10 protein-coding genes are annotated in these 12,180 nt (G+C 70.6%); 5 read left to right on the plus strand and 5 right to left on the minus strand.

Translation table 11 applies throughout. The features are described from left to right. Positions 1-175: 175 nt before the first annotated feature. From QEZ54_RS09035 to QEZ54_RS09045, 3 genes are all read right to left on the minus strand, one after another. Positions 176-1,435, minus strand: a complete 1,260-nt coding sequence (locus tag QEZ54_RS09035; RefSeq protein ID WP_281304052.1) for a DUF6357 family protein — start codon at positions 1,433-1,435, stop codon at positions 176-178. A gap of 94 nt (positions 1,436-1,529) precedes the next feature. Then, entirely contained in the window at positions 1,530-2,183 is a 654-nt protein-coding gene (locus QEZ54_RS09040) for a DUF6357 family protein (protein WP_281304053.1), read from the minus strand. A gap of 133 nt (positions 2,184-2,316) precedes the next feature. Continuing rightward, positions 2,317-5,349: a family 16 glycoside hydrolase gene (locus QEZ54_RS09045; RefSeq protein WP_281304054.1), complete on the minus strand. Its 3,033-nt coding sequence runs from the start codon at positions 5,347-5,349 to the stop codon at positions 2,317-2,319. A 299-nt stretch (positions 5,350-5,648) separates the two neighbouring features. Between QEZ54_RS09045 and QEZ54_RS09050 the strand changes: the two genes are divergently transcribed. The 5 genes from QEZ54_RS09050 to QEZ54_RS09070 all read left to right on the plus strand — a co-directional run bounded on the left by QEZ54_RS09050 (position 5,649) and on the right by QEZ54_RS09070 (position 10,518). Next, complete coding sequence (locus QEZ54_RS09050; protein WP_281304055.1) at positions 5,649-6,428, plus strand: cupin domain-containing protein; 780 nt, start codon at positions 5,649-5,651, stop codon at positions 6,426-6,428. 165 nt (positions 6,429-6,593) lie between these two features. Next, entirely contained in the window at positions 6,594-7,481 is an 888-nt protein-coding gene (locus QEZ54_RS09055; RefSeq protein ID WP_281304056.1) for an ABC transporter permease, read from the plus strand. Between the two features lie 41 nt (positions 7,482-7,522). Beyond that, a complete protein-coding gene (locus tag QEZ54_RS09060; protein ID WP_281304057.1) occupies positions 7,523-8,521 on the plus strand; it encodes an ABC transporter substrate-binding protein in 999 nt (332 codons plus the stop codon). Positions 8,522-8,524: 3 nt separating this feature from the next. Then, positions 8,525-9,313: an ABC transporter ATP-binding protein gene (locus tag QEZ54_RS09065; protein WP_281304058.1), complete on the plus strand. Its 789-nt coding sequence runs from the start codon at positions 8,525-8,527 to the stop codon at positions 9,311-9,313. Positions 9,314-9,408: 95 nt separating this feature from the next. After that, positions 9,409-10,518, plus strand: a complete 1,110-nt coding sequence (locus tag QEZ54_RS09070; protein ID WP_281304059.1) for a hypothetical protein — start codon at positions 9,409-9,411, stop codon at positions 10,516-10,518. 58 nt (positions 10,519-10,576) lie between these two features. On the opposite strand, the gene QEZ54_RS09075 is transcribed toward QEZ54_RS09070, so the two are convergent. Both QEZ54_RS09075 and QEZ54_RS09080 read right to left on the minus strand, forming a co-directional pair. Next, positions 10,577-10,795 (minus strand): ferredoxin, encoded by a 219-nt coding sequence (locus tag QEZ54_RS09075; RefSeq protein ID WP_281304060.1) that lies wholly within the window; start codon positions 10,793-10,795, stop codon positions 10,577-10,579. Beyond that, positions 10,792-12,171, minus strand: a complete 1,380-nt coding sequence (locus QEZ54_RS09080) for a cytochrome P450 (protein WP_281304061.1) — start codon at positions 12,169-12,171, stop codon at positions 10,792-10,794. Before QEZ54_RS09080 ends, QEZ54_RS09075 begins: the two co-directional genes overlap by 4 nt. Positions 12,172-12,180 lie beyond the last annotated feature (9 nt).

A 12,180-nucleotide genomic window follows, 5' to 3' on the forward strand; every position in this document is an offset into this window, starting at 1 on the left:
GAGCGGTGAGGACTTCGCCACCGCCGTCTCAGTGTGCAGCGCCTGGTCACCAGAGGCATCGGCTGACCTGGCCGTACGACGAACCGACGGCGCGGTCCGGCCGGACCGTGCCGACCGTCGGTCTCACGATCGCAAGCTCCCGCTCACGTCACCTTTTGCACACGCGTCCCAACGGCTACCGCGTATCGCGCTGACGACGCGCGCGCTCGAACTCCGCCACATCCGACATCCAGGGGCCGTGCTGGTCGAGTGCGGCGCAGCCGCCGCGGACGAAGGCGCTCACCAGGTTCCGGTACCCGCCGATCCCGTCGACCAGGCTGTACTCGACCCGGTACTGCGGATCCGACCCGGCTTGCCCAGGTCGCACCGTCGTGATCCGGGCGACGGAGTCCGCGTAGAAGTGCAGCTGGACCCCCTCGCCCATCTCCTCGTCCTCGATGGTGAACACCTCGTTGTCCGCAGCGGAGCGCTCGGCGACGAACTCCCAGAACTCGGCGGAGGCGGTGCGAGGGCCGCCGCGTACCCACCTCTTCTCGCCGCCCTTGTCATCGGTGAACGACAGAGCCGCCTTCCTCGCACTCTCACCGAGGGCGTGATCGCCGGCAGTCTCCTCGTCGTCTGCCACCGGTGTGCTCCTGGCGCGGTCCACCGCCTCCGAGCACATCAGGAAGCTCACCGTACGCACCGCGTCATCGGCGAGTCCGGGGTGCACGCGGCGCACGGCCGTCTCGACCGCCGCCGCCATGCGGTCCCAGTCGCGCTTGTCCGCGGCCCGGTTTCCCCGCCGTGGATCGAGGCCGATCCGCATCCCGGCGCACGCCTGCTCCGCGGTGGCGATCACGCGCAGCACCTCGGGCAGCAGCGCGGGGTCGACGGCGTCGGGCATCCGCCTCGGCACCGTCGCGCCATGCACGTACTGGCCCGTGTACCTCAGCACCGCGGCGTCGAGCGGCCCGAGGACCACGCCGCGCTCGGCGCGACGGGAGTTCGCGCGATGCTCCTGAGCGCGTCTCTCGTTCGGCACTTCCGTCGCCGCGCGCAGCGCCGCGCAGACCTGACCGCGCTCTAGCAGACCGATGTCGGCCCCGTGGGCGACGAGCCGGCTCCTGTCCCACCGGATGCGCCGGAAGAGCGCGTCGACGTCCGCGGGCGGGGAGAGCAGGACCTGGTCCAGGAGCGCGACGGCAGCGCTCTCGTCGAGCCGGCCCCGGGTTCCGGCGGCCTCGCACAGTGGCAGAACCGCACTCCACAGCAGCAGGTGTCTGGCCAGGTCGTCCCGGATCACCGCGAGATGGGCTTCCCCGATCGGGAACGTGAAGGTGCGAGGCTCGTGATTGGCGTCGGCCCCGGCGGCGAGCATCAGCTTCAGCTCGCCGTCCTCGCGGATCACGTTCGGGATCCAGCCGCTCGCGCGCGTGAAGACGATGTCTCTCATAGGTCAGACTTCCCCGCAGCGGCACCGGCTGAACATGGTCGCCGCGAGACCGCGGCGGGCATCGCGAAGCTGCCGCGGCCCCCGCACCAACCGGTCACGACCACCGGGCGAGTTCGGCGTCGAGGCGGGGGTCGGTGCGCACCCAGACCTCGCCCCCGGCGGCCTGGGCCGGGGCGTCGACACGGGCGAGACCGAGGAGTTCGATCAGCTTGAGCAGCTCGGCTCGTTCGGCCCGGTCATCGTCGGCACCGTGCGAGTCGAAGAAGACGTAGTACTGGTCGCTGGGGTCGACGATGCCCGATGCCGCCCAGATCCGAGCGACCTCTTCGATCGCCGCGGCTTCGGTCGTGAACGTGGCGGCGCGGGCGGCACCGCGGGTCTCCGGTGCCGCGTCGAGGTCGGCGAGGTCGGCGAACCACTGGCCGAAGCGGTCGAGGCCGGCATATCCGTTCTCGAAGAACAGCATCGCGCTCGGAAGGTAGCGATTGCCCCTGTCGACCTGGAGGTACTCCGTCCGGGGCCGGTCCGCGTCCTTGATCCGGGAGATCACGCCCGCACCGGGCATGAGCACCAGGCTCTGCCCCGCCGGTTCATCCGTGATGGTGTAGGTGTCAGCCTCCCGAGCGCGGAAGAACGCGGAGAACGCCACGTAGGCCTCCTGCGGGTCGCCCACGGACACCTGCTGGTCGTCGCCGTCACCTACAGCGAAGACGAACTGTTTCGGGCCGGGATGGTAGGGGCGGGCCATGTGCGTCCTTCGTTCACGTGTGCCAGGTCCACCAGTGTAGAGCGGATCAAGCCGGACCTGCCCACAGTCCCGGGGCATACGCCGCTGGCCCGCTGGTGCCGCCGGCCGGAGACCGGCGGCACCAGCGGGTGCGTCAACTCAGCGGTTCGATCCAGATGTTGCGGAAGCGCGGGTTCTCGCCTGGATCGCCGTGGTCCTGCAGGGCTATGGAGCCGGCCGTCGGCCCTTCGGCCTGGCCGTTTCCGGTGGGGCCGTTGACGGCGACGTTGTTGTGGACGACGACGCCGTTCCATACCACGGTGATTCTGGCATCTTCGATCTTCGTGCCCGCCGCGTTGAACCGCGCGGCGCGGAACGAGATGTCGAACGTCTGCCAGGTGTTGGGCGCGGTGGCCATGTTCCGGTCGGGGGCGCGCTTGAGGTAGACGGCTCCCGCCTCGTTGTTGGCCAGGGTGGTGTCACCGTAGGAATCCAGCACCTGGATCTCGTATCGTTCCTGGAGGTAGAACCCGCTGTTGCCGCGGGTCTGCCCGGTGACGTCCGGCGGGTAGACGGGTTCCAGCCACTCGCCGTGCAGCTTGAAGTCGCCGAACTTCGCTCTGGTACGGATGTTCCCGCCCAGCGACTCCATGGAACCTCCGGCCACCGGCCAGGCCGCCGGGCTGCCGTCCGTGTTCTCCCACGCCGCCAGACCGGTGCCGTCGAACAGCTGGATGCGAGGTACCGCGGTGACGACCACGTGGTCGAGGTTGCTGCCGTTGGCGCCCGTCGTCGTCGCACGGATCTTGACCTGCCCGGCAGGCAGCGACGTGGTCAGCGTCGTGGTCCGCCAGGTGGTCCAGGCGCCTGTCGGCGGGAACGAGAGTGCCGGGCTGACAGTCGTGCCGTTGACGGCGACTGCCAGCGGCCGGTCGACGGTCTTGCCGTTGGCGTAGCGGAACGACAGCGAGTGGTTTCCCGCCGTCGGCACGCTGACCGTCCATTCGACATACCCGCCGGTGTTGGCCGTGTCGGCGAAGTCGGCGTACCCGGCCCCGGTGTATCCGGCATGCTCGGTCCCCACGGTCGCGCCGCTGAGCGCCGCCTGCTCGGCCTGGTAGGTGCTGCCGGCCAGGGAGTTCAGGGTGTACCAGGCCTCCGTGCTCCACAGGGACTGCCCGGACGCCGAACTGAACGGCCGCGGCGAGTGCACATACACCACCCGTCCGGATTCCAGGCCGTTGATGCGTAGCGTGACCTTCCGGCCGTCGGCCGAGGGGATCGCCGAGGCGACGCTCAGCGTCTCCTGGTCGACCTTCGGGCCGCCGTAGTCCGAGGTCGGGGTGTAGCGCCACTGCTGGACGGCGTACCGCGAGGCCAGCGAGCTCAGCGTCGCGGCCGACAGCGGCTGGGTGTACTCGAGTTCGAAGCCGCCGGCCACCGCCCGCATCGCCAGGATGTCGAAGGCGCTGCTGCCGCTGGGGGTCAGCTTCTGCAGACCGTAGCGGAGCTTGCCCTGCTGGCGCCAGTTGCTGCTGGCGCGTTCGTCGCCGATGCCGCCCGCGTAGATCGCGCCGTCGGGGCCGAGGGTGAGCCGGCTGATGCCGGCCTCCAACCCCTGGGTGAAGCGGAAGACCGCGCCCTGGTACTCGCCGTTGACCTTCTCCAGGTACCCGCGCTGGATGCCGCCGTAGGTGACGTCGCCGAACAGCATCTGCCCGGCGAACTGGCCCTGGGTGAGCATGATCGGGGTGCTCGGCGAGTTCGCGATCTCGTTGTGCGGCAGCCAAAGGACCGGCTGCGTGGCGGCGTTCGCGTCGAACGGACCGGCCGGATCGTTGAAGTGGTTGAAGAACCGGCCCGGCTTGAGCTGCACCAGCTTGTTGGCCGGCAGCCAGTCGCCCTGGTTGTCGGTGACGAAGATGCCGCCCTCGGGACCCCACCCCATGCCGTTCGGGGTACGCAGTCCGCTCGCCGTGTACTCGACCTGGCCGGTCGCCTTGTTCACCTTGATCGCGGTGCCGCGGTTGGCGGCCAGCTGCGGTCTGGTGGTGTGGCCGCCGGGGGTGATCTGTACCGACAGGTTGAGGTAGAAGTATCCGTCCTTGTACAGCAGCCCGAACGCGAACTCGTGGTAGGTCCCGCCGAACGGCCAGGTCGCCACCGTGCGCTTGTTGTCGATGATGTCGTCGCCGTTGGTGTCGTTCAGCTCGACCAGCCGGGACCGCTCGGAGACGTACAGCTTGCCGTCCACGTACTTGATGCCCATCGGGTCCTGCATCCCGGTGGCGATCCGCTTCACGGTCACCTGCGCGGCGGAGGTGGCGCCGGTGACGTTGCCCAGCAGGTAGACCTCGCCGAGCGGCTGGGTGGTGCCGTAGTCGCCGCCCCAGGTGGTGATGGCCAGCCGGTTGTCGGGCAGCCAGTCCATGCCGGTGACCTTCGGCTGGAACCCGCTGGGACGCAGGTCGGTCAGCGTGTAGTCGGGGTGCACCGCGTTCAGCGGCAGCCCGTCGCCCGGGGTGTCGGCGCCCTCGACGCATTCCTTGGTGCCCGGCGCGGTCACCCGGGTGACGCCGGCTTCGGTGCTCAGCGCCGTGGTCGGCACGAGGACGAACTGTGCGGAGCCCGGTGGCTGCCACTCCAGTTTGAGCGCCTGCCCGCCCGTGTTGTCGAAGTGCTCGATGCGCAGCTTGTGATAGCCGGCGGACAGGTCGACGGTGCCGTCCTTCGCCGATACGCCGTGCACGCCGTCGTGGCTGACGACCGTGGTGAAGGTGCTGTTGGAGTCGTCGTTGTCGACGACGGTGCTCTTGTCGATGCGCAGGCGGGAGCCGTCGTCGCTGGTGAGCCGGAAGGCGTACGAGCCGGCCGTGGTGATGTTGACGTTCGCCACGACCTGGGTGAGGAACCTGTCGGCGATGCCGAATTCGGTCTCGGTCGACCAGTTGATCACCGGCATCAGCCTGTCGAAGTTGGGCGTCTGCCCGGGCTTGAGCGTGCACAGCGCGTTCAAGTCGGCGGCGAGGCTGTAGGTGCGCAACGTGACGCCGGGATCCTGCGCCGGGATCGCGGCCTGCGCGGACCCGGGCATGGACACGGACAGCAGCGACAGGCTCAGCCCCAGAGCGAGGACTGAGGCCCGGTGGCGACGGCGGGCTCTTTCGGGGACGGTGGGAGAACTCATGGCGATCCTTCTCGCGATCGCACCCGGGCAGCAGCGCACGCGCAGGCCCGGATGACGGGTGGATCAGGCGGGTTGCCTGACGCAGGTGGGACGTGCGCCGCCACGTCGTGTTCTCAAGGGATCTCGCCGCTATCGCTTCCTGAAGTACCTCCCGGGGTCGAGGCGGAGGCGATCCGCGATCGGACGTCACATCGAAATGTTGACGTCCGTCTACGCGGGACACTAGCGTCTAGCCACCGTCGGGAAAACCCTTTCCGAGATTTTTGGCCTCAGGTGCAGCCGACAGCGAGGAGCCGCGGATGAACACGTCGACTGGGCCGGGCTCCCCGGCCGGCCTCGCGCCGCTGCCCGGCGGGGTGGGCGTCTCGCAGCTGCGGGTGTACGGGACCACCGCGCCCGACGGCCTGGTGGGCGGCACCCCGCACCTGCATCTGTGCTGCACCGAGGCGTACGTGGTGCAGGCCGGCACCGGCGCGGTCCAGACGCTGACGATGAGCGGCTTCGAGCAGACGCCGCTGCGGCCCGGCACGGTGCTCTGGTTCACCCCGGGCACCATCCACCGCCTGGTCAACCACGGCGGCCTGGAGATCACGGTGCTGATGCAGAACAGCGGGCTGCCGGAGGCCGGTGACGCGGTGCTGACGTTCCCGCCCTCGGTGCTGGCCGACCCGCAGCGGTACGCCGCGGCCGCCGCCCTGCCCGGTGGCGGCGCCCCGGACGACGCCCCGCCGGCCGACGGCACACCCGGCGCGACGCTGGCCGCCGCGTACGCCCGGCGCGATCTCGCGGTGCTCGGGTTCGAGCAGTTGCGGGCGGCGGCCGACGCCGGCGACCTCGGGCCGCTGCGCGACTTCCACCAGGCGGCGGCCCGCCTGGTGGCACCGCACCTGCCCCGGTGGCGGGAGCGGTTCGCCGCCGGCGCACTGCGGGCGGCGCAGGACACCGCCGCCCAGCTGGACGCGCTGGCCGACGGACGGCCCGACCATCTGGCCGACGCCGCGGTGCACGGCTTCGCCGCGCCCGGCGAGCAGGGCCGCCACGGCATGTGCGGGCTGCTGAACACCTACCCGATCCGGTAGCGGGCCCACCTCCTCCGCGATCCTGCAAACGTATCATGTAAATATTTATAGATCCGTTTCTGACAGCCCTTGCCTGATGGACGACATCCTCTCTAGTGTCCGTTCAGCGGAAAGCGCTTCCCGGAAATTGCCAGGAAACCTTCCGTCCATCCGGGAGGAGCCGTCGTGCACGATGGATCGGCAAGTGGATCAACCGTTGGCGGCGCGGCGGCGCGCGCGGCCGGTCAACCCACGCCGGCCCTGCGGACCCCCGCCCAGCCGCTGACACGGCTGGTCCGGTTCGGCGACGCGCTGTGGCGGCCCGCGCTGCTGCTGGGCATCGTGTTCGCGGGGTGGTGGGCGCTGTCGGAGACCGGGGCCGTCCCGCACTACCTGGTGCCGACCCCGGCGCAGGTATGGCAGACGATGGTCGACAAGCGGGCGTTCCTCTGGCTGAACACCTACGTCACGCTCTACGAGACCGTCATCGGCTTCGTGCTGGCCGTGCTGCTGGGCCTGGTCACCGCCGTCCTGATCGCCTACTCGCGCACCATGGAGCGGGCGCTCTACCCGATCGTGCTGTTCGCCCAGGTCATCCCTAAGATCGCCATCGCGCCGCTGCTGATCGTCTGGTTCGGCTTCGGCCTGGCCCCGAAGATCATTCTCGCGGTGCTGATCGCGTTCTTCCCGGTGGTCATCTCCGGGGTGGCCGGGCTGCGGTCCACCGACCCCGAGCTGGTGGACCTGTCCAGGACCATGGGCGCGAGCCCGTGGCAGACCTTTCGGAAGATCAGATTCCCCAACGCCCTGCCGCACCTGATGGCCGGGGTGAAGGTGGCCGTCACCCTCGCGGTGGTGGGCGCCGTGGTCGGCGAGTTCGTCGGCGCGAACGAAGGCCTGGGATACGTGCTCCTGCTTGCCAACGGCAACCTCGACTCGGCCCTGCTGTTCGCCGACCTGTTCCTGATGTCACTGATCGGCATCGTGCTGTTCGCGATCGTCGAGGTGACCGAGGCAGTACTCATCCCGTGGCACGCCAGCAGGCGGTCCGGGACTCCGCTCACCACGTCCTGACGGGGATTGACCTCCCGTCGCCGCGCTAGGAGGACCACCGAATGAGAAGACTTCCCGTGCTGGCGGCCGCGTTCGCGCTGCTGCTGGGCGCCGCCGCCTGCGCTCCGGGCACGAACGACCAGCCCGCCGCGCCCGGTGGGAGCAAGAAGGTCACCCTGACCCTCAACTGGGTCCCGTACGGCGAGCACGCCCCGTTCTACTACGGCCTCGACAAGGGGTTCTACCAGGCCGAGGGCATCGACCTGGTGATCAAGGCAGGCGGCGGCTCCGGCAAGACCGTCCAGGCCGTGGCCCAGCAGCAGACCGACTTCGGCTGGGCCGACACTCCCCCGCTGCTCAAGGCGATCACCACCGGGATGAAGGTGAAGAGCGTCGGGGTGTTCCTGCAGAAGGGGCCGTCGTCGGTCGAGTTCCTCGCCGACAAGAACATCACGAAGATCAGCGACCTCAAGGGCAAGACCGTCGGCGGTACGCCCGGAGACGCGATGTACGCGACCTTCCCCGCGCTGCTCAAGGCCAACGGCGTCGACCCGGCCGAGGTGAAGGTGGTCAACGTCGACGCGGCCGGGAAGATCGCCGCGCTGGCCGAGGGCAAGGTCGACGCGATCCAGGGCTTCTTCCACGACCAGGCCCCGACCATCGAGGCCAAGACCGGTAAGAAGGTCGACCACCTGCTGTTCGCCGATTTCGGGCTCAACCTGCTCGGCACCGGCCTGGTCGTGCACGACGACACGCTGGCCAAGGATCCGGAGCTGGTCAAGGCGTTCGTCCGGGCCACCCAGAAGTCCTGGGCCGAGGCGGCCAAGGACGTCCCGGGCGCGGCCGCCGCGATGGAGAAGCTCGCCGACAACGAACCGGCCAAGGACGTGCTGATCAAGCAGCTCACGCTGTGCCTGCCGCTGGTCGACACGGCGGCCCCGGGCATCAACGCCGAGGCCAAGTGGGTCGAGACCATCGACCTGATGGCCAAGCACGCCGAGTTGAAGGACGCGGGCGCGCCGAGCAAGTACTGGTCCGGCACGTTCGCGGCGAAGGGCTGACAGATGACCGTCTCATCGACGGCCGCGCCGGCGGTGGATCTCACCGGCCTGACCGTGCGCTTCCAGTCCAAGCGCACCCAGACCGTCGCGGTGGACGACGTCACGATGCGGGTCGCCCCCGGCGAGTTCGTGACCATCGTCGGCCCGTCCGGCTGCGGCAAGTCCACCCTGCTCAAGATTGTCGCAGGGTTGGTGGCGCCGACCTCCGGCACGGTCTCGTTGATGGGACGGCCGGTCACCGGCGCCCAGAAGGAGATCGGGTACGTGTTCCAGCGCGCCGCCCTGCTCGACTGGCGGGGCGTGCGCAAGAACATCCTGCTGCAGGCCGAGATCCGGGGCATGGACCGGCGCCAGGCAGCCCGGCGCGCCGACGAGCTGATCGGCCTCACCGGGCTGACCGGCTTCGAGGACGCGCTGCCGCACGAGCTGTCCGGCGGCATGCAGCAGCGGGTGGCGCTGTGCCGCGCGCTGCTGCACCAGCCGTCGGTGCTGCTGATGGACGAGCCGTTCGGCGCGCTGGACGCGCTGACCCGCGAGCAGCTCAACGCCGAACTCAACCGGATCTGGCGGGAGACCGGCACCACCATCCTGCTGGTCACGCACTCCATCGCGGAGGCGGTCTTCCTGGGCACCAGGGTCGAGGTGATGAGCCCACGGCCCGGCCGGATCGTGCGGACCATCGACGTCGACCTGCCGGCCGAGCGCGACTACGCCAAGGTGATGTCCGACCAGCGCTTCGACCGGTTCGCCACCGAGATCCGCGGCCTGCTCGGGGCGGGAGCCAACCACTGACCGGGGCACCGGCGCCGGCCCGCCGCTGGAGCGCGGCGGCGGGCGCCTGGCTCGGGCTGGGGGCCGCGCCCGCCGCGCTGATCCTGGGCGCCGGAATGGCCCGCCGGCACGACGGCGCCGTCCCGCTGCTCGCACTGCTCGGCGGCGCGGCCCTGATGGCGGCACTGCTGCTCGGGCAGGGCGCGCTGGGGCTGCGCCAGCCGTACGGGGAGAACGCCGCCCTCACCGAGCTGGCCCCGCGCTACCTGCCGGGCCGGGCCGGGGTCCTGCTCGGCGCGGTGCTCGCCGCCGCGATGATCGGCTGGAACGGCTTCAACGTCGGCCTGGGCGGGGCGTCGCTGGCGAAGGTCACCGGGCTGCCCGGTCCGGCCGGCGCGCTGCTGCTGGCCGGGGCCGTGCTGGCCGCGTCGTTCGTGCCGGGCCGGTGGAACAACCGGATCGCCGTGCTGACCACGGTCGCGGCGCTGGCGCTGGTCGCGGTGTGCGTGCTGCTGCTGCGCCCGGACGCCGCGCCGGTGACCGCCGACCCGGGCGGCTGGGCCACCCTCGCCGACGTCGCCGCGATCGGCGGCTACGTCGCGGTGTTCGCGCTGCGCGCGCCGGACTTCAGCCGCGGCCTGGCCACCCGACGCGACCTGGCGATCTGCGTGGCGCTGCTGGTCGGACCGGCCGTCCTGGTCACCGCGGCCGGCGCCGGGGTCTGGCTGCGCACCGGCAGCGCCGACGTGGTCGCGGTGCTGGCCGACGCGCCGGGCGTCGCGGTCTACGGCAACGTCTTCGTCACCGTCGGGGTGTTCGCGCCCGCGCTGACCACCACCTTCTCCGGCGCGCTCGCGCTGCGGGCGGTCTGGCCGCGGCTGCCGGCCACCGCCGGGATCGCGATCGTCGCGGTCCTCGGCGGCACGCTGGCCGCGGTGCGCTTCGACCGGGCGCTGCTGACCTGGCTGACCGTGCTCGCCGCCACCCTGCCACCGCTGATCATCCCGATGGCCGTCGAGGGCTGGCGGCGGCGGCAGGGCCGGCCCGCCCGGCTGGTGCCGGTCTGGACCTGGCTGCCCGCCGGACTGGCCGCGACCGCGCTGACCGTCGCCGGGTCACCGGCCGGGCCGGTGGTCGGCCTCGCGATCGCGGCGGCCGCCACCGGCTGGCAGGTCCACCGGCAGCGGCGGCCCGTCCGGTCGGCGCCAGCCCGATCAGGTCGGTGAGCCGCCGACCACACGGCCGCGACCGTTCCGCACCGCTGAACACGAATCGCCCGACCGGCTACGAGATCGTCGCGCCGGTCTCCGCGTCCCGGATGGTGATCGCCGCCGCAGGGCAGATCTCCGCCGCCTCGAGCACGTCGTCGTCCGGTTCGATCAGTTCCTGGATCGGCACGGACAGCGACTGCGCGTTCAGCCGGAACCGCTTGGGGGCGATGGACGTGCACGTGCCCGAACCCGCGCACGCATCGTGGTCTACGCTGATCCGCCACCGGCTCACTGCGCACCCGCCACCGAGTCGACGCGGACCCGCACGCCGGGACTCGGCCGCAGGGTGATCATCGGGTACGGCTTGACGTCGTGGTCGAGCAGCGTATAGCGGACCCGCTGGGCGATCGTGGCCGCGATGAGCACGATCTCCATGAGCGCGAACCCGTTGCCGATGCACATGCGCGGACCGCCGCCGAAGGGCCAGTACGCGTACCGGTGCAGGTTGGCGGTGCGCCCGTCAAGCCAGCGGTCGGGGTCGAACTCGGTGGGCCTGTCGAACCAGCGCGGATCGCGGTGGGTGATCCACTGGCTCATCGCGACCATGGTGCCGGCCTTGACCCGGTAGCCCTGGAACTCCACGTCGTTGTCCGGCACCCGGAACACCCGCCACGCGGGCGGGTAGAGCCGCAGGACCTCGTCGACGACGGCGCGCAGCAGCTTCAGCTCACCCATCTTCTCGGCGGTGGCCGGTGCCCCGCCCAGGACGGAGTCGACTTCGGCGTAGACGCGGGCGGCCAGGTCGGGGCGGGTGCCGAGGAAGTACCAGATCCAGGCCAGGGTGCTGGTGGTGGTCTCCTGCGCGGCGACGTACATGGTGACGAGCTCGTCGCGCAGCTGCTTGTCGGTCATCTGCGAACCGTCGTCGTCGCGGGACTCGACCAGCATCGCGAGCAGGTCGCCGTGTTCGCCCTCGGCTGCGCGCCGGTTGGCGATGAACTCCGCGATGACGTCCTCGAAGTCGGAGATCGCCGAGTCGACGCGGCGGCGGTTGCGGGTGGGGACGAACGCGGGCAGCCGTTCGAGGACCATGCTGCCCAGCTCCACGTTGAACCCGAGCATGATCTTGTCGAGGGCCTCGCTGGCCCGCGAGGACTCCTTCTCGGTGTCGGTGCCGAAGAACGACTTGCCCGCGACGCGCTGGGTCAGGCCGCCCATCAGGATGCGCATGTCGAACTCGTCGCCGGGGTGCCACGTGTCGATCAGCTCGCGGGTGTAGCCGACCATCGTGTCGGCGTACCCCTGGATGCGCTTGGTGTGGAAGGCCGGCTGGGCCAGGCGGCGCTGGGTGCGCCAGAAGCTGCCCTCGCTCGTGACCAGGCCGTTGCCGAGCGTACGGCTGAACACGTAGCCGATCTTCTTGTACTCCTGGTACCCCTTGCGGTAGTTGCGGGTGGTCTCCAGGTGTACGCGCTCGATGTCGTCGGGGTGGCTGAGCAGCACCCACCGGTCCCCCGCCATGAAGAACTCGACGACGTCGCCGTGGCTGGCGTGCATGCTGTCAAACAGCTCCAGCGGGTCGTGGATGAAGGCCCGCAGGTGGCTGACGAGCGGGATCGGCTCGCGCAGCCGGGGCGCCGGGGCGGGGGCGTTCGCGGTGGTGGTCACCGTGGGCTC

Source organism: Catellatospora sp. KI3, assembly GCF_029948125.1.
GTDB lineage: Bacteria > Actinomycetota > Actinomycetes > Mycobacteriales > Micromonosporaceae > Catellatospora.